Source organism: Leptospira congkakensis (assembly GCF_004770265.1).
Taxonomy (GTDB): domain Bacteria; phylum Spirochaetota; class Leptospiria; order Leptospirales; family Leptospiraceae; genus Leptospira_A; species Leptospira_A congkakensis.
In genome coordinates, this window is sequence record NZ_RQGQ01000011.1 from 1 (window position 1) to 23,192 (window position 23,192).

The 23,192-nt window shown below is 40.4% G+C and carries 18 protein-coding genes; 4 read left to right on the plus strand and 14 right to left on the minus strand.

The window, feature by feature from the left end; translation table 11 throughout:
- Window positions 1-910: 910 nt before the first annotated feature.
- Window positions 911-4,303, minus strand: a complete 3,393-nt coding sequence (locus EHQ70_RS07305) for a chitobiase/beta-hexosaminidase C-terminal domain-containing protein (protein WP_135584985.1) — start codon at window positions 4,301-4,303, stop codon at window positions 911-913.
- Window positions 4,304-4,895: 592 nt separating this feature from the next.
- Between EHQ70_RS07305 and EHQ70_RS07310 the strand changes: the two genes are divergently transcribed.
- Complete coding sequence (locus EHQ70_RS07310; protein ID WP_135584987.1) at window positions 4,896-5,924, plus strand: LA_0442/LA_0875 N-terminal domain-containing protein; 1,029 nt, start codon at window positions 4,896-4,898, stop codon at window positions 5,922-5,924.
- A gap of 10 nt (window positions 5,925-5,934) precedes the next feature.
- Window positions 5,935-7,644 (plus strand): hypothetical protein, encoded by a 1,710-nt coding sequence (locus EHQ70_RS07315; RefSeq protein WP_135584989.1) that lies wholly within the window; start codon window positions 5,935-5,937, stop codon window positions 7,642-7,644.
- Window positions 7,645-7,712: 68 nt separating this feature from the next.
- Here the strand turns inward: EHQ70_RS07315 and EHQ70_RS07320 are convergent, their stop codons facing one another.
- Window positions 7,713-8,627 (minus strand): alpha/beta hydrolase, encoded by a 915-nt coding sequence (locus tag EHQ70_RS07320; RefSeq protein WP_135584991.1) that lies wholly within the window; start codon window positions 8,625-8,627, stop codon window positions 7,713-7,715.
- Between the two features lie 128 nt (window positions 8,628-8,755).
- Here EHQ70_RS07320 and EHQ70_RS07325 point away from each other — a divergent pair, with 128 nt between their 5' ends.
- Together EHQ70_RS07325 and EHQ70_RS07330 are read left to right on the plus strand one after the other, a co-directional pair.
- Complete coding sequence (locus tag EHQ70_RS07325; protein WP_244288252.1) at window positions 8,756-9,373, plus strand: CsgG/HfaB family protein; 618 nt, start codon at window positions 8,756-8,758, stop codon at window positions 9,371-9,373.
- Between the two features lie 24 nt (window positions 9,374-9,397).
- Entirely contained in the window at window positions 9,398-9,871 is a 474-nt protein-coding gene (locus EHQ70_RS07330) for a Dps family protein (RefSeq protein ID WP_279638498.1), read from the plus strand.
- 54 nt (window positions 9,872-9,925) lie between these two features.
- Here EHQ70_RS07330 and EHQ70_RS07335 read toward each other — a convergent pair whose 3' ends face one another.
- From EHQ70_RS07335 to fliN, 12 genes are all read right to left on the minus strand, one after another.
- Window positions 9,926-10,720, minus strand: a complete 795-nt coding sequence (locus tag EHQ70_RS07335; RefSeq protein WP_135584993.1) for an alpha/beta fold hydrolase — start codon at window positions 10,718-10,720, stop codon at window positions 9,926-9,928.
- A gap of 29 nt (window positions 10,721-10,749) precedes the next feature.
- The gene (locus EHQ70_RS07340) at window positions 10,750-11,730 is read right to left on the minus strand and encodes an SH3 domain-containing protein (RefSeq protein ID WP_425270027.1); all 981 of its coding nucleotides are present in this window, start codon (window positions 11,728-11,730) and stop codon (window positions 10,750-10,752) included.
- Between the two features lie 139 nt (window positions 11,731-11,869).
- The gene (locus EHQ70_RS07345; protein WP_135584995.1) at window positions 11,870-13,087 is read right to left on the minus strand and encodes a pyridoxal phosphate-dependent aminotransferase; all 1,218 of its coding nucleotides are present in this window, start codon (window positions 13,085-13,087) and stop codon (window positions 11,870-11,872) included.
- Window positions 13,088-13,095: 8 nt separating this feature from the next.
- Window positions 13,096-14,793: a DNA repair helicase XPB gene (locus EHQ70_RS07350; protein ID WP_135584997.1), complete on the minus strand. Its 1,698-nt coding sequence runs from the start codon at window positions 14,791-14,793 to the stop codon at window positions 13,096-13,098.
- A gap of 333 nt (window positions 14,794-15,126) precedes the next feature.
- A complete protein-coding gene (dusA, locus tag EHQ70_RS07355) occupies window positions 15,127-16,098 on the minus strand; it encodes a tRNA dihydrouridine(20/20a) synthase DusA (protein ID WP_135584999.1) in 972 nt (323 codons plus the stop codon).
- Between the two features lie 10 nt (window positions 16,099-16,108).
- Window positions 16,109-18,223: a flagellar biosynthesis protein FlhA gene (locus EHQ70_RS07360; protein WP_135585001.1), complete on the minus strand. Its 2,115-nt coding sequence runs from the start codon at window positions 18,221-18,223 to the stop codon at window positions 16,109-16,111.
- Window positions 18,224-18,227: 4 nt separating this feature from the next.
- Entirely contained in the window at window positions 18,228-19,496 is a 1,269-nt protein-coding gene (locus EHQ70_RS07365) for an EscU/YscU/HrcU family type III secretion system export apparatus switch protein (protein WP_135585003.1), read from the minus strand.
- Entirely contained in the window at window positions 19,493-20,275 is a 783-nt protein-coding gene (gene fliR / locus EHQ70_RS07370; RefSeq protein WP_135585005.1) for a flagellar biosynthetic protein FliR, read from the minus strand. The genes EHQ70_RS07365 and fliR overlap by 4 nt, the downstream gene beginning before the upstream one ends.
- A 1-nt stretch (window position 20,276) precedes the next feature.
- Window positions 20,277-20,540 (minus strand): flagellar biosynthesis protein FliQ, encoded by a 264-nt coding sequence (gene fliQ / locus EHQ70_RS07375; protein ID WP_004786411.1) that lies wholly within the window; start codon window positions 20,538-20,540, stop codon window positions 20,277-20,279.
- Window positions 20,537-21,346 carry a flagellar type III secretion system pore protein FliP gene (fliP, locus tag EHQ70_RS07380; RefSeq protein ID WP_135585007.1) on the minus strand — a complete coding sequence of 270 codons (810 nt, stop codon included), beginning with the start codon at window positions 21,344-21,346 and terminating at the stop codon, window positions 20,537-20,539. The genes fliQ and fliP overlap by 4 nt, the downstream gene beginning before the upstream one ends.
- Window positions 21,343-22,074, minus strand: coding sequence for a FliO/MopB family protein (locus EHQ70_RS07385; protein WP_135585010.1), 732 nt, complete (start codon window positions 22,072-22,074; stop codon window positions 21,343-21,345). Before EHQ70_RS07385 ends, fliP begins: the two co-directional genes overlap by 4 nt.
- Window positions 22,075-22,115: 41 nt before the next feature.
- Window positions 22,116-23,186 (minus strand): flagellar motor switch protein FliN, encoded by a 1,071-nt coding sequence (gene fliN / locus EHQ70_RS07390; RefSeq protein ID WP_135585013.1) that lies wholly within the window; start codon window positions 23,184-23,186, stop codon window positions 22,116-22,118.
- Between the last annotated feature and the right edge of the window lie 6 nt (window positions 23,187-23,192).

Here is a 23,192-nt window from a genome sequence, read left to right on the forward strand (position 1 = left end):
TACAGACTAATCACCCAGGAGTATTCTCGTGGAAAATTAAAATGTCGGTTATTCGTTTTGCTTTCGCAAAGGAAGATCTTCCTCCCCCTCCGCCCACAGTCGCCTGCAAGCTACCGGTTTCATGAATCGCTAAAGAATCACGCGGTAAAAACCAAAGTAATTTCAAAACCCAAGCGGTCAACACAGTTTTATAAAAAAGTTCGTGGTTCATGAAGATTATTTTTATGAATTGGTGGGTGTAGGTGTGGTGTAATGAGACATAATATAGGTGGAGGGCACAAAGAGGGATAAAGCAGCTAATTCCTGTTTGGCGTGATGTTGACAATAAATTCCCAATAAATGCTTGGTCGTTTGCGAATGTTTGGTGGTGACAGAAAAACAATTGTTTGTTAGATGGTGTGATAAAAGCGTCTGCAGGTGAAGTTTTGCATATGAAACCAAAGCGGCAAGTCTGTTTGCGTTTTTTTGGCAATCAAGTATAGAATGAGGTTAGTCTTTGCGGGGATCTATTGTAACAAAGGATGGTTTCTTTTGATGGTTGGGGTGAAGAATTCAGTAGTCCGTTACTTCGTATTACGGAAGAAAGGTGAACTTTATCTGAGAATTTTTCTGGGAAGTCAAATGTTGCTTGGAAGTTATGGATGGGTGTGATAGAAGGAAGTCATTGGGTGGCGGGTCTAGTTCCCCTCCCTAATCAGGGCGGGGTGACTATATTCTCAATAACGCAGGTTAAATTGCATGTAACCATAACCTTCACGGGATGTCTGGCCATATAAAAACCAATCAACACTCGGAATTTGTCAGATGGTTTTAAATTAATTCATTATCCAACTGGCTCCGCCAAGTGTACAATCGCTCCCCACCTAACGCAAAACGGAGTCCATCCAAATCCAATAACGAGGAGTGGCCATTACCAAATATAAAGAGATGGTTTTCCGGCGTTTTCATAATTTTGCGTGGCCACCAGCATTTTTCCATTAATGTAGTCGATGGCCACAAAAGGTAGAAAACCAGAATTAACCCCTTGTCCTGCAGAAATATCTCTGTAGACTATACTAGTTCCATCAAGATTACACCTGAATAGGCCGATCTTGATGTCATTAGATCCATAAGTTGCAACAACAAGCAACTTTCGATTGACCTCGTCGATGACTACACTCGGATGACTTCCCGTTTCAGCACCTTGTCCTACAGAAATATCCGTATGAGTACAACTAGTACCATCAAGATTGCATCTGAATAAACTAGGTCTATGGTTATTGGTTACATTTTGAGTTACAACCAACAACTTACCATTGAACTGGTCGATGACTGCAACGGGGTAAAAACCCACGCCATCACCTTGTCCTGCAGAAATATCGGTATGGGTACATGTAGTTCCATCAAGATTACACCTTATTAGACTGGGTCTAGCTTGATCACCACTTACCATTACAACCAAAATCTTTCGATTGACCTGATCGATGACTGCGCTGGGAATAACACCATATAGATTCCCTAGTCCTGAAGTAAGATCGGTATGGGTACAAGCAGTTCCATCAAGATTGCACCTGAATAGACTAGGCTTAGAACCTGTAAAACCGATTCTACGAGAAGTGAAAGCCAACAACTTTCCATTGACCTGGTCGATGACCGCACTAGGGAAAAGTCCCGAGTCAATCCCTTGTCCAGCTGAAATATCTGTATGGGTACAACTAGTTCCATCAAGATTGCACCTGTATAGACTGAGCTTTCTGTCATTTGCGCCATTGGGAGCGACAACCAGCAACTTTCCATTGAAGTGATCGATAACTGCGCTAGCGGAAACATCTGCTGCGTCGCCTCCCTGTCCGGAAGAAATATCCGTATGAACACAACTAGTTCCATCAAGATTACACCTGAATAGACTAGGTTTACTGTTATTTGCTTTATTAATCGTTACAACCAATAACTTTCGATTGACTTGATCGATGAGGAGTATGGGTTTAACACCAGATTCAGTTCCCTGGCCTGCAGAGATATCGACATATGTCCCCGTTGCATTTGTCCCAGGCGGTGTTACTGTAGTCAACGCCACCGATTCCAATAAGGAAATATTACTACTCCCCAACGAATTACTTGCCACCACTCTAAAGTAATACAATGTTCCACTGATTAATCCCGTAATGGTCGCATACGAATCGTTCACTGGTCCAAAACTTGTCGATGCTGTTGTGACACCTGGACTTGTGCCATAGTACACAGTGTACGAAGTGGCACCAGAGACAGACCACCATTTTACAACGGCAGTTGTCCCCCCAGCTTGTGCTTCCACAAAAGCAGGAGCATTCGGCGGACCTACTTGGAGACTTTGGTTCCCGGCAGTACTTAGGTTTCCCGCCAAATCACGAGCCAAATATTTGATTTGGTTACTCCCATTTGGAAGTGCCACCGGTGAAGAATATACTATTCCATTGGTCACAGAACCACTCCCATCAAACGTTGGTTCTGTGCCATTCAAAGTATAAATGATTTTATCACATCCGCTTCCACCAGTGTCAGAACAACTGAGTTGGAGTTGAGTTCCTGAAGCATAAGGACCCGATCCGGTTGGCGAGGCCATTGTGAGGATTGGAGCGGTAGTGTCCTTCATTGTCATCCGAGTTGTGGATCCAAAATTAACAATTAAATTTGCGACACAAATGCGAATGGTAGTTTCACCTTCGGCAAAATGAGAATTTGCGATGGTAGAAGTGATGTCTGTAGCTGCAGAAGCATTTCCCGTTACATTGGCATTACTTCCTGTATTGGTGAGTGCCGTACCAGTAGTACAACTATTACCACCCAATCGAATTTGATAGGAACCTGCCTTAGAACTTTGCCAACTTAACGATACATTCGCAGATCCATTGATTGCGGCCGTATGCGAATTCACAGTGATGGTGGCCACTTGTGTGTCTACAGTATAGTTTTGAGAACTCACACTGGAAACATTTCCCGCTTTGTCACGAGCCACAAACTTAGTATAGGTGACTGACGCATCGGTCATCGCAATGGGCGAAGTATACAAAGTCCCGCTACTAATGGTTCCTGTCGTTCCTTGGATGGCAGGATTTGTCGGAGCTGATCCAGTTTGGACAGCATAGGCAATTTGTTCACATCCAGACCCACCTGTATCTGCACAGGAAAGAGAAACGGATGTAGCTACTCCATAATTTCCCGCACCAGGCTCAGCAGTCACAACAGGCGCCGTATCATCTCTTTGCAAACTAAGGGATACAAATCCTGTCAGTCCATTGGAAGCTGTGACACAAATGCGATAGGTCTTTGTGCCTTCAGTTGTAAAATGAGTTTGAGAACGAACAAATGATTGGTCAACATTTGCGGAAGCAGATCCTGTAGAAACGATGGTTCCTGAATCACAAGAACTTCCTTCACGAACAGTAAAAGACCCGGAGCGATCGGATCTCCAAATGACGGTAGAACTACCGATTGCATTTGCACTTGCACTGATGGCAGTAGAAGATTGGCTTACAATCGTAAGGGCTGGGATTTTGGTATCGATCGTATAAACGATGCTAATTGGTGTAGAAACATTCCCAGCCAAGTCACGACAGATTACTTGGAGCGTATGGCTTCCTTCTGTAGATAAAGAAACTACTTTGGAAGGTTTTGCAATGACGGTTCCATTTTTTGGTGCAAACTTCGGAGCGGAAGCATCCAAAGTATAAACGATAGACCCTGGTGCTTTGTTATCGGAACAAGTGAGAGTCGTTGTTTGCGAAGTGGAATATAATCCGGTTAACAAAGAACTGGTGATGGTTGGAGGAGTGGTATCACTTAAAATAGTAACGATAGCTGTGTCGTTGGGCGTCCCGTCTCCATCGGTATCAAACCCAAGAGGATTTCCATTTGCATCCACAATGATGACGACTGGATTTCCTGTTCCACCTGGTCCTGTTGTGAGAAACCCAGGAGGTTTCGGGCTTATAAAATATTCAGGGATTCCATCCCCGTTGGAATCGACTGCATCGGGAATTCCATCGCCATTGGTATCAAAAAGGATGAGGTTTGGAGTGGTTCCACCAGTGAGATTGATCCCATCAGAAACACCATCGCCATCTGCATCGACTAACGTCCCATCCAGTTTTCCATCACCTGACAGATCAACGACGGTTCCTGGAGTTAGGTTTTGGGAAGACGTAGACGATCCACCTACAAGGCCAAGCAGAAATACTAATGGATTAAATCCTGTTTGCGTGTTTCCATTTGGTAAAAAAAAGACACAATTGTTTGTGAAAAGAACCAAGAATGACAAGAGATAGGTTTGTTTTTGGATTCGCATTTTTACTTTCTACCTAAAAATTCGCAGCAACATTCAAAAATATTAATATAGTTCCATGTCGAGTTATCGGACAACTAATTTTCATTAGTTTGTCTAAAAAGTAAACTCTTACAGCTAAAAATTTACTAAAAAGGGGGTTTAGAGTTTTTAAAGGTTTGCCAAAAGATAACAGCTGTGACAGGAACGAGTTCTTGTGGATATACAAGAATGCGTTTTTCGGGCGGAATTTTTAGGTATGATTCAAAATCTCAATTCTGGATGAGCCCACAGGGTGAAAAGCAAAGAGAAATTGTCCTCTACACAAATGCAATAGCGAAAACTTTTCTAAACACCTACCGTGCCACTTAGCGGAGGTAGAATTTAAAATCTAACAACAAATAGGTGTAACGGCCAGAATCAGAGAACGCTCTGAACATAATTACTTCGCGGAGAAAGAAATAAAAAAATCTGATCCGAGACGGAAGAAATAGCGGTTTTACTCAGAGGATTCTCGTTATTTCATACCATCATCCACCTACTTATCCTCCTAAAATTCTCTTGCAATTTCTTGATTAACTGCGAATTTTTACGGATCAGGAATGGATTCCTAGCCATGAAAAAAACACTCTTTTTGTCTCTCCTCATTCTACTTTCTTTCCCACTCCTCGCAGTCAATACCGTCATTCTAAAAAATGGGAAGACTCTAAAAGGAAAGGTAACCGACCAAAATGAACGAGGACTCACAGTTCAAACTCCAGAAGGGCCACAAACCATTTCGAAATCTCAAATTTTGAAAGTTGTCTATAAAGATGTGAGCGAACAAGAAGCCGAAAAAATTCGAATTGCCGAAGAAAAAAAATTAAAAGCAAAAGAAGAGAAGGAAAAAGCAAAACTCGAAAAAGAACGTTTGCTTGCCGAAGCCAAAGAACAAAAACGATTAGAAGAAGAAGCCAAACTTGCAGAACAAACAAGACTCTTGGAAGAAAAAACCAAAGAAACCGAGGCGGAAAAAGAAGCTAGGGCCGAGGCAGAATGGCTCGCCACAAGAAAACTTGGCCCTTCCCCCGCTGTGTCCCAATGTGGTGGTCGACTAGCAATTCTTTGGCGGTCTGCCATTTTACCAGGATGGGGACAATTATGTGGAGGGTATTATGTATCTGCAGGAACATTTAGTACTTTGTTTTTAGGAACCCTTCTCTATTCCCTTGGCCCCCTTCGCACTGAAGAAAAAAACGCACAATCACATTACGACAAAATGGTATTACTCAACCAAATCGGCGGACCTGGAACAAGGTTTAATGCACAAAACATTAGTTTGCCTTCTGAATTTATTGGAGGATATCTTGAAACTTCCATTACAGAGGATCTAATTGCCAAAAGCAAAAACAATGCCAAAGAAGCAAATACCAAACACTTAGCTGGGCTTGGAACAGCAGGTATCATTTACATTACTAATTTAGTGCATGCTTATATGATCGGACGCGACCGTTATCCTGACCGCCCCAGTGTCACAACAGGGGGAAAACAAATCCGCGAAGGTTTAGACTGGGATACTAGTTGGGACAGACCTTATTCTGTGACTGGCATTCGACCACAAACCAATTCAGTTTATGCCGAAGTTCGGTATTCCATTCTATTCTAAGGAGTCAGTCATGAAAAAGATATTCATAACCATTTTAATTCTTTTATTTTCTTTTCAGTGTAAGATTTTCAAACCATCCAACCTTGATCCCTCTGAAGATTTAGGAAGTTTGCAATCATTACTTCGATTGCTAAGTTTGGCCGATGCTTTTAATACCTATAGCCAAACTGTCGTTTTTATGAAGTTTACCGATGCCAATGGAACACCATATAGTACAGGCACTGTCGAGTATTCTGTTTTCAATGAGGCAGATGAGAATGGGGTTCCTGTTTCTTTATTTGGAGGAAATATTCAACCATTGACAGCAACATTAGATGCAAATGGCAGAGGTTTTTTATTTTTTAGTGAAAGAGGAATTGCGAATCTCACAGTTAAAAATTCGGGGAATACTTTTGTTGGAGCAGCTACTTTCCGGATTTATAATGGAATCACCAAACAAACTTTTTCTATTCTAAGCCAAACAGGGGCAACCCAATTCATTCTTGAAGACCTAGCAAACTATCGGAACGGGATGGCAGCAAGCCAAGTGTTCACTCCCCTTGGTTCAGTAAATGGAAGACAGTTTATTTATCTACAAATACAAACATCTTTTATATCATTCACAGACAACGACTATAAAGGTTATATTATCTCCAGCGCTGATGGCGAAACTTATGATCAAGTGATTGCAATTGATGGTGTTTCTATCAGCACAAAAGGGGCTACCCAAAAACGGCTAAAAATATCGCTACCATCATTTGATGGAAATCAGTATGTTTTCTTCCTCTCAGAACAGACAGATTTATCTGGTATTTACCAGTCCAATAAAGATTTAGTTCTCCGAGTTCCTGCTTTTTTCACGCCATCTTCGGTTGCTGTTGAGGCCTTAGGTCTCCCAACAAACTATCATTTGTTTACACAAGATGATCGTAATTGGCTGTACCCTGCCCTTTACGCTGGCAGCGGAAGATTTCTGGCAACTCCCTATTTTTCATCTCAGTATCGTCCCACTCTTATCAGTTTTAATTCTGCTACAACAAGCGATTTAAACCTCGGATTTAATTGCTCGGTTAGCAATCCAGAACTTCACATGCTGGGCTATCAAGTATTTAATGCCAATGGAGTTTCTTACTTACAATGCCCTAATTCAATAAGCTATGGTTCCGCCACTTTACCTTTCAGAACTATACGTATATCTGATTTGGCACTAAACACAATCACCTTTGATGCCGGAGTATCTCAAATAGAATCAAACATTTTTTCATACAAAGGCCAGTTGATTGCATTGGCCGGAGGTGGACCCTATAATGGATATACTTTCCCCACAGGTTCATATACCTCTACCAATCCAACTATTGCGGTAAATTCTACTACAATCGCTGGTTTATCTTTTTCCCTTACTCTCACCGACACTTCATCAAGACTAAAAAGCATCAAAGGGTCCCTAAACACTGATTATATGATACTCGCAAGTAATGGATCCTTTTCGGCACCAACCGTGATAATTTACAAGTCTACTGATTCTTTCGCGAGTGCGACTACAATTGGAGCTTTACCAATGACTTACTTTGCCGGAGGTATCACCAATCCTGAACAATTACAATCGGCTAATGGAAAATTAAACTATAGCGGGACAATCTCCGCAGGAACGGGTATTGATTCAAGACCAGTCTACCTTACGTATTTCACAAATGACGATGGAACCTGGGAAGGCCTGCCTAGATTGATCAAAATCCGTTAAAATATAGCACCTATCCACCGATAGGTGCTCTGATCCCAAAATAAATCACGTCCTTTACCTTCAAGATATCATTTAGGAAAGGATGTATTTTCTTTTAGGAAAGTATTTACTACTGCTTCGTATTCGTTATACCTTGTATCGATCGACTTACAGTGTTTAGCACCCCAATCAGTAATCAAAAGTTGTTTGCGGTTTGATTTTAGATTTTGAAAAATTTCTTCCGAATGGGAAACCGGTGTGAACTCATCTGTTTTAGAATGAATGAGTAAAACTGGTAAAGTTATGGATTTGGCTGCCTTCTTAGGGGATACTTCATCGACAAGAAAATCCGCACGGACTTCAGCAATGGATAGAGCAATGGGAGAAAGAAACAAAACCAAAGGAGAATATAAATCCACAGCCCTTTTTTCCACAATCGAACGCATATCCATAAACGGCGAATCTGCGATGACAAAGGCGAAGTCACTCCGTCCTTCTGCATATTGTAAGGCAGTGGCAGCTCCAAAGGAAGCACCGAAGATTCCAATTTCTTCCTCTGGAACAGTACTGATTTCTGAAAAAAACTCAATGGCTCGTTCTAAATCTTGTTTTTCATAAAATCCGTACGTTCCGTATTCTCCAGCACTTTCCCCATGGCGTCTTGCATCATAAGTAAACAAACTGCAACCACGTTTCCAAAACAGTGGGGCATATTTCAGAACTCCGTAACGAGTTCTTGTATGACCATGGAGCAAAACAACTCCGCATTTTTTCTTTTTTGGATTTTTGAAGTACCAACCGCGAAGTCGCAAACTTCCATTTTGGAATCGAATGGATTCCGGTTCAGGAAGTCCGAAATCACCGAAAGAAAGGATTTTTAACCTTTCTTTGTCTTCTTCTAAACTCGTGATTGGGAAGGATACAATGGAAGATGAAAAATAATAACCTGCACCTAGCAAAAAAAAGGTGAGAAAAATAATAAATGTACTGAGAATCTTTTTCATTAAAGGAGCCTAGTTGGAAAAATCTAGGAGAGACCACAATCGGAAAAGCGAATTTTCCAAAATGTCCAGTTTTGATGCGAAAAAGAATTGCCTACTTGCAATCCTTCCACCATTTCTAAAGGAAATCTATGAAATCGTATTTAGCGTGTCTATCCCTCCTCCTAAGTTTTTCCTTCGCAAATTGTCGTACGATGGATGCTGCCGTCCAATATCCTGATTCCACCAAAGCAGATCTGGGCATCTCGAAAGTAGCAGTTTTGCTTTTCGACATTGAAGAGGCAAAATGGGGAGACGAATTTACAGACGCTGTTTCTTTACAAATTGCAAAACTCCTCCCCATGAGAGTCATCGAAAGGGAACAACTTTCTAAAGTTGTGAACGAACAAAGTTTTTCTAAAACAGGAATCATTGATACACAAACCGCTGTTCGTCTAGGAAAAGTTCTAGGTGTAGATGCCCTCATATTTGGCAGAGGTTCTGCTCTCAAAAAATATGATGAAAAGGGAAAACTCATCCCCAATTTAATCGATACAATTTCTTTGAAAATTGTTCATATCGAATCAGGACATGTCATTGTCAATGCTCGTAAAAAACCAGGAACCGATTGGACTCTTGGCCGACTGCTCCAATATACTTTAGGTTTAGGACTAATTTGGAGCCGTGATGATATTCTTATCGCCACCAGCCAATATGATTTTGTAGCCGAAAGTCTGGTGGAACATATCGTTTCCGAACTTAAGAAATAATATATCTAAAATAAAAAAGGACAAATAATGAAAATTAACATTGGAATCCCTGAAGAAGAACGAAGTGCCATTTCTGAGTCTTTAAAAAAACTCTTAGCCGATACATACACTCTGTATCAAAAAACACATAGTTACCATTGGAACGTCACAGGCCCCATGTTCCAAACGTTGCATATTTTGTTTATGACTCAATATACAGAACTTTGGAATGCCATCGACCCCATTGCAGAAAGAATCAGATCTCTCGGATATTATGCACCTATGGGTGGTTGGGAATTTGCAAAATATTCTAGTATTTCAGAAGACAAAGAAGTACCAAAAGCAACTGATATGATTAAAAGATTGGTTGAAGGCAATGAAGCAGTCATTCGTACAGCTCGTGCGGCTTACGAACCTGCAGAAAAAGGAAACGACCAAGCCACATTAGATTTACTCACACAAAGACTGGACATTCATGAAAAAACCGCTTGGATGTTACGTTCATTACTGGAAGACTAAAAATCAGAAACAGTAGTCAACAAAGGGCTACTGTTTGTTATATGGACAGAAATTTCAAAGGATTGACAAAAACTCTTCACTCAATATTTTCAAATAATCCTTTTGGTGTGTAAAATGGATATAATGGCCACCCTCCGGAATGATTTTGATCACCAGACTGGAAAACACCTTCCCAATTAAAACCAGATCATCCTTAGTGATGTATTCTGATATACCACCAATCAAAAAAAGAGTTTTGGTATTTGAGGTTTGGTTTTCCGAAAATGTTTCTTCAAAGACTCGTCTCGCTTGATTCAGACCGCCAACATTCAATTTCCAACGATATTCACCAGAATCCAATCGTTCCAAACTCATCTGTAAAAATTGACGAATAAAAGTATCAGGTAAATACTTTGCCATCTCTGTATCAATGTCGGTCCTAGAACTAAATCCATCCAAAGGGAAAGACATCGATTTGATTTCCTTTTCATAAGCAAAAGGATAAGACCTAGGTGCAATGTCTTGGACGATCAATTCTTTTAATACACCAGGGTGCGTAAAATCAAAATACATTGCCACAAGTCCACCCATAGAATGTCCGAGTAGAATAGGCGACTCTAACTTATGATCCAAAATAAATTCTTCTAAATCACCAGCCATTAGTGGAATTGAATGTTCCTTTGTGTGCGGAGAGTCTCCATGATTTCTTTGGTCGACAGTATATACAGACCCATACCCAGAGAGAGCCTTCGCCACCGTAACCCAATTCTTTGAAGAGCCAAATAACCCATGTAAGATGATGATATCACCAACAGATTTTTTTGTTTCCATTGTCGGCTGAAAAGGATAAAGTTTATAAGCTAATTTCACAAAAACCTCTCCTAAATCTCAGAATATAACTAACGAAAACATTCTTTCTTTAGAATTTGTAAGTGCGGAAGAATTTGTTTTTTTTCTCTAGGGCCAATCTCAGATGTATACCGAATCATTTGATTGATCTCAGATTTTATCCCCTCTCCCACTGGAGCAAAACAAGGAATGGAATCGGGATCTTTTGTCATGGATTGTAAATTAGATACTAAATCTTTGGTGTATAAATTAATATAATTGCCAGTAGGAAAAAGATAGATATAACGAAGTTTTCCCTTTCTCATCTCTTCCAACCGACACTTTAAATCAGTTCCACAATCCGCACTGGGATTACTTTCTGTGGCCAAATAACCCGCGTAATCCGAATGTTTTGTTTTTGGGTAAGACTCCAAAAGTTTCCAGAAATAGTTTGAATCTACATAGTATTTTCTGGAATTATAATCATACAATAACTTGGTTTGATGCCGTTTCAGAAATTCCAAAGTAGCAGGATCATTATCAGGTTTGATCCCCTTTTCATTCATGACATCCACAGTTTTCTTTAAAAAATATCCAGCTTTCGCCCGAATGAAGATAAAATCGTCACCGGTAAATTTGCCTGTTGAAGAAATTTGAAAAATTGTATCCGTGATTTCTTGTTTTGCTCCAAAATCAATATTTTTGGAAAGCACCATACGTTCTGCTTCAAATAACAAAGTAGACAAATACTGTTTTGGCAAAACAGAGCGAACCACTGAACGTTTGATAAAACCGGAAAGTCCATCTTCCAATTTCACAGGAATCCAATCTTCCTTGGGACTTTCAAGGGAATCCTTATCAAAAGATACAGGTTCACCAAATTTGAGTTTTCGAAGAACATCACTTTTTTGGTCTGCAAACAAATGTAAGTTTAAACCAATCACAGGAATTACAATTTCAGAATACAAATCACGTTTTAAAAGTTCAGAAGGTTTTGTTTGTTTGGATTTTTCTTTTAATTTGGGTTCTGCAAGAAGTGAAGTAAAACTCATTACAAAAAACAAAACAAGAAATAGATAAGATATATTGAACAGTCGAATACAAAAAACAAACATTGGTCGCAAACTCATCAATGTAGGCGAAAAGACCATCCCTCTACGAAAAAATTTCAGTAAAGGGACAGGTTTCATTTTATTTTTGTAAGTCCTCAACCATTTGTTTGATGCGAGCGACACCTTTTTCAATGTCTTTATCACCTAACGCATAAGACAATCGAATGGCTTTATCATCCCCGAAAGCAATTCCAGGAACCGCCGCTACATTGTATTTATCAAGTAGGACATCACAAAAGAGTTTGGAGTAAGAACTTTCTTTTTTTTCTGCGAGCAGTCGCTTAAACCCAGGAGTTTCATACACACCTGTGATATATGGGAAAGCGTAAAAAGCACCTTCTGGCATTCGGCATTCCACACCTGGAATCTCACGTAAAAGTCCCACGATCAGTTTACGGCGTTTGTCAAAAGCTTTGAGCATATCCGCTACTGGAGTTTGGTCTCCCGTAAGGGCCGCTTCTGCTGCTGCTTGCGAAATGGACGAAGCATTGCTTGTGGATTGGCCTTGCATGGTATCCATGTTTTTGACTATCTCCGCATTCCCTGCTCCGTATCCAATCCTCCATCCTGTCATCGAGTATGCTTTGGACACTCCATTGATCACAAAGGTTTTTTCCTTCATCTTCTGTGAGATCATGGCAGGATTTACAAATTCCAATCCATCATAAATGATTTTTTCATAAATATCATCTGAAACTGTAATGATATCTTTTGGTTCCAAAACCTTAACAAGAGCTTCTACATCCGCGCGTGTATAAGCAGCACCTGTTGGGTTGGATGGGGAATTAAAAATAAAAACTTTAGTTTTGGGAGTGATTGCCTTTTCTAATTGTTCCGCAGTGATTTTAAATCCACTAGAAATATCAGTAGCCACAATCACCGGAGTTCCTTCCGCCAAACGAACGATGTCCGCATAACTTACCCAATACGGTGCCGGAATGATTACCTCATCACCAGGATTGATCGTTGCCATAAAAAAATTGTAGAGAACCTGTTTCCCACCTGTTCCAACGATGATTTGGTTCTTTTCGTATTTGAGACCGTTTTCGGTTTCCAATTTACGAATGATTGCCTCTTTCAAAGAAACAGTTCCACTCACAGGAGTGTATTTGGTTTTCCCTTGGTCCATTGCTTTTTTAGCAGCTTCTTTGATATGTGTAGGTGTATCAAAGTCAGGTTCCCCTGCGCCAAATCCAACAACATCTAATCCACTCGCTTTCAGCTGGTTTGCTTTTGCTGTGATTGCGAGTGTGGGGGAAGGTTCTACGACATCCAGTCGTCTTGCTACAAGTTTCATTCTATCCTCTATTTAGTGAGTAATTCTTCCGGTACAGTTTCTTTAAACTGATCCAAAGTATAAATTTCGTATTCATACCCTTGTTCGGTGAGGAAGAGTTGTCGGTTTTGTCCGAATCTCTCTTCATTCGTATCACGCGAAATCAGTGAGTAAAAAATTGCCGTATTGTCTTGGGATTTCGGACGAAGGATCCTTCCAAGGCGCTGTGCTTCCTCTTGTCTCGAACCAAAAGTTCCCGATACCTGAATTGCAATGTTAGCATCTGGTAAATCGATAGAGAAGTTCGCCACTTTCGAAACCACAAGTTGTTTGATTTGTCCCGTACGGAAAGCTTGGTACAGTTCTTGTCTCTCAGGTAATGGAGTTTTTCCAGTAATCAAAGGGATTTTGAAAGTATTGGAAATCTCTTCTAACTGATTGATATACTGTCCAATCACCAAAATGTTATTAGTGGAATGTTTTTTTAAGATATAACTAATCGCACGAAGTTTCTCTGGATTTTCTGATGCCAAACGGAACTTTTCACGGTCGTCAGCCACAGAATACTTCATACGAAGATCATCTTCCATGGGAACACGAATCTCCACACAATTGGCTTCTGCAATCCAAGACTTTGCTTCAAGCTCCTTCCATGGTACATCATATTTTTTAGGACCAATAAGTGAGAATACATCTTCTTCGAGTCCATCTTCACGCACAAGAGTTGCCGTAAGACCTAATCTACGTTTCGCTTGGAGTTCCGATGTCATACGGAAAACAGGTGCTGGTAATAAGTGAACCTCATCATAAACAATCAGTCCCCAGTTGTTTGCACTGAAGATATGAAAGTGTGTGAAGTCCCCACCTTTTTTCTTTCTATGAGTTAAGATGTTATATGTCGCAATCGTGATGGGTTTGATTTCTTTCATCTCTCCCGAATACTCACCAATGTCCGACTCTGGGATGTCAGTTTTGTCTAAAATTTCATTTCTCCACTGACGAATGGACAAAGTGTTCGTTACAAGAATCAGAGTTTCTGCTCCGACAATTTGCATGACCCCCATACCCACGATGGTTTTCCCCGCACCGCAAGGAAGAACTACAACACCAGATCCCCCTTCGTTACGTCCACCGGCATGAAAGGCTTCGACCGATGCTCTTTGGTAGTCACGCATTCCGAATTTGATACCACTGATGGTAACAGGGCGTAGGTTAAATGGATATTTATTTCCTTCATCATAACCCGCAAGGTCTTCGACAGGGAAACCAATTTTGATTAACGCTTGTTTGATGTGACCACGATATTCTTTTTTAATACGAATTTTATCACCTTCCATTCCATCCACAAAGGGTTGAACGGCGCGGTTGTTTGCAATTTCTGTGATGAATCCTTTTTCGTTGGAAATGATATACAATTCCCCAGATTCTTCTTTTACCAGTTTTACTTTTCCGTAACGAGAGATTTGTTCTCTCACTTCATTCATTACGTTTTTAGGAACTGAATAACGCGCAAACTTAGTTAAACCTTCGATGATCTCATCTGCAGTCATTTTGATGGATGCGGCATTCCACAAAGACAGTGGTGAGATGCGGTAAGTATGCATATATTCAGGGCTTTTTTCAAGCTCAGCGAATTTTGCAATGAGGTCCCGACAGGCTTCAAATTCTGGGTTATCCACCTCAAGAAGCATTGTTTTATCACTTTGTACGGTGAGTGGCTTGGTCATGGTATTCCCTCTTAATTTAACCAGGCTGAGAAGAGAAAGCGCCCTGTCAACCCATTTGATTTTAATAGATTTTCGATGTCTTTTTGTTGCCTTTTTCAGGCAAATCCAGAATTTTTTGAACGAATTGGCGATGACGACCGTCTAATGTTGGTTACTCTATACCTTTTGTTTTAAAATATTTAGATTGACTTTTCTTAAGTTTTCTTTGGGCGTTCCCAAATCATTGATGTTTCGAATCCCTTTGCAAAAGGGTCAGGCTCCTTCGGGGTGCGCTTACGCTCCCGCCAGCTTGTCGTCGTTAGACGATAATCTGGCCTTACGCCCTACGGATCCTTAACGCTTTAAAAAATCCTCCAAAATGGATTCATTCGCAAGGTCCAGATGCATTCGATCAGTTAAAAATTTCCGATACTCGCGAGCTCCTCTTTCTCCAAAATAAAGACCCAAAACATGACGTAAAATATGATGCACTTTTCCTTCTTTTTTAAGAACAGAACGTACGTATGGGATAAGTTCCTCAATTACCTCTTCTCTCGATGGAGGTTTCTCTTTAGAATCGAAATACAATCCGTCCACATCCTGAAATAAAAACGGATTGTCGTAAGCAGCCCGCCCAATCATCACACCATCTACTTTCATTAGATGGTCCGAAATTTCTGAATGTGTTTTGATTCCCCCGTTGATAGTCATTGGTAATCCAGGAAAATCATTTTTTAATTTATATACGTCTGCATATCGAAGTGGAGGAATCGTTCGATTTTCTTTCGGAGAAAGCCCCTCCAAAATAGCAATCCTTGCATGGACGATGATATGATCCACACCTGCTGCATTGATTGTAGAAACAAAATGATGTAAGTCTTCGTAACTCTCTTTTCCATTCACACCAATTCGATGTTTTACGGTAACAGGAATTTTAACCTTTGCCTTACAAGCAGATACCATCTCTGCCACAAGTTCTGGTTCCTTCATGAGACAAGCACCAAAACTTCCACTTTGGACTCGGTCCGAAGGACAACCGACATTCAAATTGATTTCATTATATCCGTAGTTTTCACCAATTTTGGCACATTCTGCCAGAGCTTCTGGTGAATCTCCACCTAACTGGAGAGCGATGGGATGTTCTTCTTTTGAAAAGTCTAAGTATCTGTGATTGTCTTTTCCACGGAGGATGGCACCCGTAGTTACCATCTCCGTATAAAGTAAGGTTTGTTTGGAGACTAACCGCATAAAAAAGCGGAAATGTCTGTCGGTCCAGTCCATCATCGGAGCAACAGAAATGCGGTACGATGGAACAGAACTTGGCAAAGATTTTCTCCTATGCTTCTTGTGGGTGTTCCTCTCTGGATGGAAGGCTGAGAACCGAAGCGATTTCTGTAGGAACCCCTCTATGGATCTCTTCTGAAGCAATTACTGCAAAGTTCCTGGGGGGTAGTTCCTTTGTCAAAAAGAATGCAAAGGCTTGTCTTAAGTATCTAGAAACCACAAAAATGAGGAATCTATTTTCATCCAAAGCCTTTTGGAGTTCATTATAAACTGATTCCAAAATTCTCACACGAACATCATGAGGAAGGATGATGAGTTTACTTCCATCTGTTTCATCCAGAGTGATACTTTTGTTCATACGATCAATGATCCTTGGATCAATGGTAACAACATGTAACTTTCCATCGGGAGAAAGGAAATCGTTGATGATTTGTCTAGAGAGAGCTTGTCTCACGTGTTCTGCTAAATCAAATGGATTGTTTGTCCTTGGTAGATGGTTGGCAATCGCATCCATAATTTTGGGAAGGTTTTTGATGGATAAACCTTCTGCCAAAAGATTTTGTAAAGTTTGTTGGATGATACCAAGCCTTCCTTGTTTGTCGTAATCCAATTCTCCCACAAGAGTTGGATGGGTTTGTCGTAGATGTTCGAGGAGCGCTTTCACTTCTTCTCTTCCCAAAAGTTGTGATGCATAATTCGAAATTAACTCTTTTAGATGGGTGATGATCACAGTGGATGGATCCACAACAGAATATCCTTTGTTCTCCACTTCAATTTTATCATTAGGATCAATCCATGTTGCTTTTAATCCAAAGGCAGGTTCTGTAAAAGGTTCTCCAATGATTGCTTCTAAATTCCGTGATGTATTATTCATCGCCATCAAACGGTCAGCCTTCACAGCTGATTGACCAACCACAACACCATTAATGCGAATGCTATAATTATCATGAGGGATTTCTAAATTGTCGATGATCCGAATGGCCGGAATCACAAGGCCAAAATCAATCGCAAATTTTTTGCGTGTGTTGGCAATTTGTTCCAACAAATGCCCACCAGAAGAAGAATCGACTAACGGGAGCAAGTCTCTTCCAAGTTCCACTTGAATGGCTTCCACAGAAATTTCTTTGATATAGTTTTCGGGTTTTTTCTCTTGGACTTTTTCCTGAGCAACATTTTCGATTTTTTTGATTTCTTCTTTTGCTACTTTTTCAATCGAATATCCCAAATATCCAATGGCTCCTGCTAAAAACAAAAGAGAGAAAAACGGAAGACCTGGAATCAAACTAGCAACACCAAGAGCACCTGCGACAACATACAATGTTTTCGCATTTCCAAATAATTGGTCTTTGATCTCAACGGTTAGTTTTTTTTCGGAACTAGAACGAGTGACAATGATACCGGTTGCGGTTGTGGAAAGTAGTCCAGGAATTTGTGAAACCAGTCCATCCCCAATCGTAAACTTTCCATAAGTTTCAATTGATGCTAAAAATGATTCTCCACGAATTGTGGATCCGATTAAAATCCCACCGAGTAAGTTGATCGCAGTAATGATAAGGCCGGCTCTTACATCTCCTTGTACGAATTTTGAAGCTCCATCCATAGCCCCATAAAAATCTACTTCTCGTTGGACTTTTTTTCGTTTTACCTTTGCTTCGGCTTCCGTAATCGCACCACTGTTTAGTTCCATATCAATGGACATTTGTTTTTGTGGTAATCCGTCCAAAGTAAACCTTGCTGCAACTTCCGAGATACGAGTCGCACCTTTGGTAATAACAAGAACCTGAACGATTGTTAAAATAATAAAGATAATAAGACCTACAACATACTTTCCAAGACCAGATTCCCCACCCACAACAAAGGTTCCAAATGCTTCGATCACGCTCGAATTCATGGCAGGACCTTTAGACAAAATCTGTCTTGTTGTGGATACGTTTAACGCTAATCGAAATAAGGTGGTGATTAGTAACAAACTTGGAAAGATAGAAAATTCACTTGGTTCCGTGACCGACAATGCTGTCATGAGAATGAGGAGTCCAAGTCCTATACTCACAACGATGAGAATGTCTAAAAGAAATCCCGGCAATGGGACAATCAACATTCCCAAAATCAGGAGGGTTCCCACTCCTAAAACCACATCGGATTGTTTGAGTATGTCTCTAAAATTCATTCGCTTATCCCATTCCTACTTTTTTTCTAAACTTCTCAAGAGTGATAAGGATTTGAACCACCGCGTTGAAGAACTCTTGCGGAATTTCCTGACCCACTTCGACTTGTGCGTATAAAAGACGTGCTTGTTTTGGACTTTCTACGATTGGAACATCGTTTTCACGAGCGATCCTTCGTATTTCTAGTGCTAGGCGGTTTTCACCCTTAGCAATGACTCTTGGGGCAGAATCCCTTCCCATTTCATAAGATAAAGCTACAGAATAATGAGTGGGATTTGTAATGACAACATCAGCTTTCGGAACCTCACGAAGCATATTTCCTTGCATCATGTCGCGTGCCAATTGCATCCTACGATTTTTCATCACAGGATCTCCCGAATCTTCTTTCATCTCTCGTTTGGCTTCTGAAGGAGTTTGTTTCAAAGATTCTTCAAATTCTGATTTTTGAAAATAAAAATCGGCAACGGCAATTCCAAGTAACAAAAGACCAGCAGCCATCATGATTTTGAATCCAGAATAAGTGATGAGTTTGATGGCCTGCATCATTCCCATATTCCCAGTAAGTAAAACTTTAAGAAAATCACCAGATATTAATACATAACTAATGATTCCAATCATAATGACTTTTGCCAAAGACTTCAGTAAATTAAACAATGTTTGGCGGTTAGGAAGGACTCTTTTGAAGTTGGGTGCTATTCGATCAAATCTGAACGACAATGCTCTTGGTGAAAACATAAACCCCACTTGCACCACATTTCCAACAATAGCAAAAACTAATGTAATCGCAAGGACTGGCCAAAGTAAATTGAAAAAATCACGAGAAACCCCCGTTAAAATGACTCGAAACTCTTCCGCTCCGAACCGGTCCAGTTTCATTCCCATGGGTAAATATTTTTTAATAAAAATAGCCGTATTTCGGATAAATGTATCACCCAAAATAAACAAAACTCCAGTTCCACCTAACAAAACTAGAGTGGAAGCAACTTCATTAGATTTAGGTACGTTCCCTTTTTCTTTCTCTTCACGCCTACGACGTTCACTCGGCGGTTCCGTTCTCCCTTCATCGGCCGCAGCAAATAGTTGGAGTTGGATTTCATAATATCCAGAGGAAAAACCAGAAGGGACACCCGCAATGTCCTGCTGTACCTTGTAAGGAAAGTCAAAAAACGATAAAACGATTGAACCAAAAGAATCAAGACCGCCAAACACTGACTTGATCCAATTTAGAGTATTTTCACCTATCAATCTTAATCTTTTGAATTGATATCCTTTCATAGACTTGGCCACTCCCGAATGAGTAAACTTGCCTTGTCCATAGAGATCTGAATTCCTTGCACCATTTGTGTGGCGATAAAGGTAAGTGTTGCAATCAGTGTAAGTGTTCCTATAAATACTTTGAGTGGGAAAGACATGGACATCACATTCATTTGTTGTGCAGCCTTTCCCATAAGGCCCTCTGCCAAAGAGACCAAAAACAAAATCCCCATCACGGGAAGAGCAATCTTAAACGAAACCACAAACATGGCACCAATTGCATCTTCCATTAGTTTGTACAAACCAGCATTTACCTTACCCGTAAACGAGATGATTCTAATTTTTTCAAACGAATATGCCAAAGTTTCTATCAGAAACCGATGTGCCCCAATCACAAGGAAAAGTGCCGTTGCCATTAGGTTTTTCATAGTTCCAATGGCAGGAAGTGAGTTCTGCGTGACAGGATCTAAAATTTCCGTATAACCAAAACCAATTTGGTTATTAAAAAATTCACCTGCCATTTGGAAGGCAGCAAACACAAGTGATACGAGAAATCCAATAAAGATACCAATTAACATTTCAGAAACGATCAAAATTCCGAAGTTAATCATATGACCAGGGACTGGTGGCATATAAGTTGCCACAACCGGGTAAACAATAAGAGAAACCATAAAGGAAAAGATCATTCTTAATGAAAAATTAATAGATTCAGATGAAAAAAATGGCGCGACAAGAAAGAGTCCGAGAAGTCGAACTAAAACAAAAAGAAACGATTGAAAGTGTAAAACAAATGGTTCCATATCATATCTTTTCTATCATAAAAAAAATTTCTCGTGTATAGTCTGTCATCACTCGAACCATCCATGCTGAGAAAAAAACGATCACAGCAAAAATCGATACAAGTTTTGGAACAAAAGCTATCGTTGGTTCTTGGATGGAAGTTGTTGTTTGCAAAATACCAACAATTAATCCCACAACAAGTGCAGTAATCAAAATTGGGCTAGAAATTTTTAAAGTAACAATGAATGCTTCCCGCATCAAGTTGACTACGTCGACTTCTGTCATTTATAACTCCTTACGAGCTCTAAAACGAGTAAGTTCCAACCATCAATCAGGATGAAAAGAATGAGTTTCAAAGGAAGAGAAATCATCACCGGAGGCAACATCATAAAACCCATAGCAAGCAGGGCTGAAGCTACAATCAAATCGATGACAATAAAAGGAATGAAGATATAAATTCCGATGATAAATGCTTTTTTGATTTCGCTAAGCATAAAAGCCGGAACCAAAACATAAGAAGGAACATCCTCAAAGGATTTTACATTTTCCACTTTTCCGATTTTTAAAAACAAGGCCACATCTTTGGTTCCATCTCGACCGAGTTGTCGGATCATAAACTGACGTAGATGTTTCATGGATCCTTCCATCATCGCCGATTGGTCAATTTTTCCATTGAGGTAAGGTTGGAGTGCTTCATCATTCACCTTACCAATGGTCGGAGCCATAATAAAAAAAGTAACAAAAAGGGCAAGGCCCATCATCACCTGGTTAGGTGGCAGGTTTTGAAGAGACAATGCCCTTCTCACAAAATCAAAAACAATGACTACCTTAGTAAACGAAGTCACACTCATGACAATTGCCGGTGCCAAAGAAAGGATGGTCACAAGAAAAAGAATCATAAGAGATAAACTTGTTTCTTTGGGTCCTTTCGCCTCATTTACGTTAAATGATAAATTTGGGATAGGGATTCTCGATCCTTTGTCTTGCGCCATAAGTCCCGTAAATCCACCGGCGGTAACAAGAAAGAGAATAGTAATGAGAAAAATAATAGATTTATGTCTCTTAAGGAAGGAAAAAAAACGAGATCTCATGACTCTCCTCCCTCCAACAATTCCCGGTGTTTACGCAATCGCTCCAATCCTTCTTTTGCCTTTCTTTGGATCTCAGCGGCTCCATCAAATTCTAAACCTTCCATTTTAGATGGGTTGATTCGAATTTTTCTTTGTGCCTTAGATTGTAAACTTTCAAGAACCGTTTCTAGAAAATTCGGAACATAAGGATCGGCTTCCTCTTTCATCTTTTGGATTTGCGATTTTTCCTCTGGGGCAGTGACTTCTGTAAGTAAACTCACGGAACCATCAGCGACACCTAACACAAGTGTACGGCCACCCACCTCTACGATTTGAACTGATTGGGTTGCAGACAATGACAAACTAGACAAAACCTTCATAAATCCTTTTACAGGATATTTTGCAGATTTTGATTTTTGCATTTGTAAAATTAGATAATAACCTGCACCCACAAGGATCGCGAGTACAAACAAAATTTTTAGTAAAATCCATGTTGCAGATGGAGAATCATCTGCGTTTTCTGCGTATCTTTCTTGGATTAGGTTGGTTTCTTCAGATACCTTGGGAGTTTCGTTATTTGTCGCCTTATCAGTATTAGAAGATCCATTTGTAGCAGGAGCAGATCCCGAATTTGGTTTGGATTTGGAGTCACCGAGTTCCTGGCGTAAGATTGAATCCAATTCCTTCGTATCAGCATTCTGCGAAAACAAAGGAGTCACTACAAAAAAAAGCGCCAGGCAAAAGTACATAACTTGCCCCTTTTGATTTAGCTTTTTCTTTATGGAATTGATCATTTCTCGCCTTTGAGTCGATCGGTAGGGCTAACGATATCAGTCACACGAACCCCGAAATTTTCGTCGATGACCACAACCTCACCTTTAGCGATGAGTTTACCGTTCACAAGTAAATCTACTGGCTCACCAGCTAACTTGTCTAGTTCGATGATGGATCCTTCACCGAGTCCCAAAATGTCTTTGATGTACATTTTGGTTCTTCCAAGCTCCACCGTCAGTGCCATCTGCACATCCATAAGAAGATTGAGATTGGTTTGTCCAGGACCACCACCAGCGGTTGCAAGGGATGGAAAATTAACACCTTTGATTCCAACAGATCCTTGTCCACCACCCATACCCATATTGGGCTGCATGTTGACATTCATTCCGCCGGACTGTTGTTGTTGTTTTTGGCCGCCACCTTTTTGGATGTCCAAAATGGAATTTGCCATAGACAATGCGATTACATAATATACTTTAAAGGAACCAACTCCGTCAATATTCAAACTGAGAGACGTTTTCACCAAACTACTGTCATCTGGAAGTTGTAAATCACGACCAGAGTTAACTAAGGCAATTTCAGGTGGACTTCCTGACATAGTGCCATTCAGTTTCATTCCTATTTGTGCAGTTACAGTGCCTAAAATAGGAGCGAGTGAATCTTTTAAGGTTTGGAGTTGTGCGTTATCCAATTGGCCGGGAGGGGTCATTCCACCCATCATCACACCTGCAATTTTTGCAGCGTTTTCTTGGGCCATAATGAGACAAACTCGTCCCGCCAAACTTCCGCTAATTGTTGAAAACAAACTAACCGATTTGGTGCCGAGTTCTTTTTGGATATCAGCAGAGGAGCTCGATTCGGTGGCAGGGTTCATAAAACGAGTGTTTTTTGCCAAGATCGTGCCAAGAGTGTTCCCCGCCACCTGAAATGCAGAGCCGATCACATCAGAAATAATGTCGCGGTCAATAGGAGATAGGTTGTCCGATGACGAACTTGAGGCGCCACTTAAGGAAGAAAGGTCGAATGTATCATCCGCACCTTGTAGTAATGCGTCTATCTCGTCTTGTGAGAGTGAACCTTCACCCATACCCTT

What these genes read in the sequence shown, in the direction of transcription:
- EHQ70_RS07320 (WP_135584991.1), bottom strand. Translation starts at nt 8,627, where the DNA reads ATGAAAAAGATTCTCAGTACATTTATTATTTTTCTCACCTTTTTTTTG.
- fliQ (WP_004786411.1), bottom strand. Translation starts at nt 20,540, where the DNA reads ATGACAGAAGTCGACGTAGTCAACTTGATGCGGGAAGCATTCATTGTT.
- EHQ70_RS07340 (WP_425270027.1), bottom strand. Translation starts at nt 11,730, where the DNA reads ATGAGTTTTACTTCACTTCTTGCAGAACCCAAATTAAAAGAAAAATCC.
- fliN (WP_135585013.1), bottom strand. Translation starts at nt 23,186, where the DNA reads ATGGGTGAAGGTTCACTCTCACAAGACGAGATAGACGCATTACTACAA.
- EHQ70_RS07385 (WP_135585010.1), bottom strand. Translation starts at nt 22,074, where the DNA reads ATGTACTTTTGCCTGGCGCTTTTTTTTGTAGTGACTCCTTTGTTTTCG.
- EHQ70_RS07365 (WP_135585003.1), bottom strand. Translation starts at nt 19,496, where the DNA reads ATGAAAGGATATCAATTCAAAAGATTAAGATTGATAGGTGAAAATACT.
- EHQ70_RS07360 (WP_135585001.1), bottom strand. Translation starts at nt 18,223, where the DNA reads ATGAATTTTAGAGACATACTCAAACAATCCGATGTGGTTTTAGGAGTG.
- fliR (WP_135585005.1), bottom strand. Translation starts at nt 20,275, where the DNA reads ATGGAACCATTTGTTTTACACTTTCAATCGTTTCTTTTTGTTTTAGTT.
- EHQ70_RS07310 (WP_135584987.1), top strand. Translation starts at nt 4,896, where the DNA reads ATGAAAAAAACACTCTTTTTGTCTCTCCTCATTCTACTTTCTTTCCCA.
- EHQ70_RS07305 (WP_135584985.1), bottom strand. Translation starts at nt 4,303, where the DNA reads ATGCGAATCCAAAAACAAACCTATCTCTTGTCATTCTTGGTTCTTTTC.
- EHQ70_RS07315 (WP_135584989.1), top strand. Translation starts at nt 5,935, where the DNA reads ATGAAAAAGATATTCATAACCATTTTAATTCTTTTATTTTCTTTTCAG.
- EHQ70_RS07345 (WP_135584995.1), bottom strand. Translation starts at nt 13,087, where the DNA reads ATGAAACTTGTAGCAAGACGACTGGATGTCGTAGAACCTTCCCCCACA.
- EHQ70_RS07350 (WP_135584997.1), bottom strand. Translation starts at nt 14,793, where the DNA reads ATGACCAAGCCACTCACCGTACAAAGTGATAAAACAATGCTTCTTGAG.
- EHQ70_RS07325 (WP_244288252.1), top strand. Translation starts at nt 8,756, where the DNA reads ATGAAATCGTATTTAGCGTGTCTATCCCTCCTCCTAAGTTTTTCCTTC.
- fliP (WP_135585007.1), bottom strand. Translation starts at nt 21,346, where the DNA reads ATGAGATCTCGTTTTTTTTCCTTCCTTAAGAGACATAAATCTATTATT.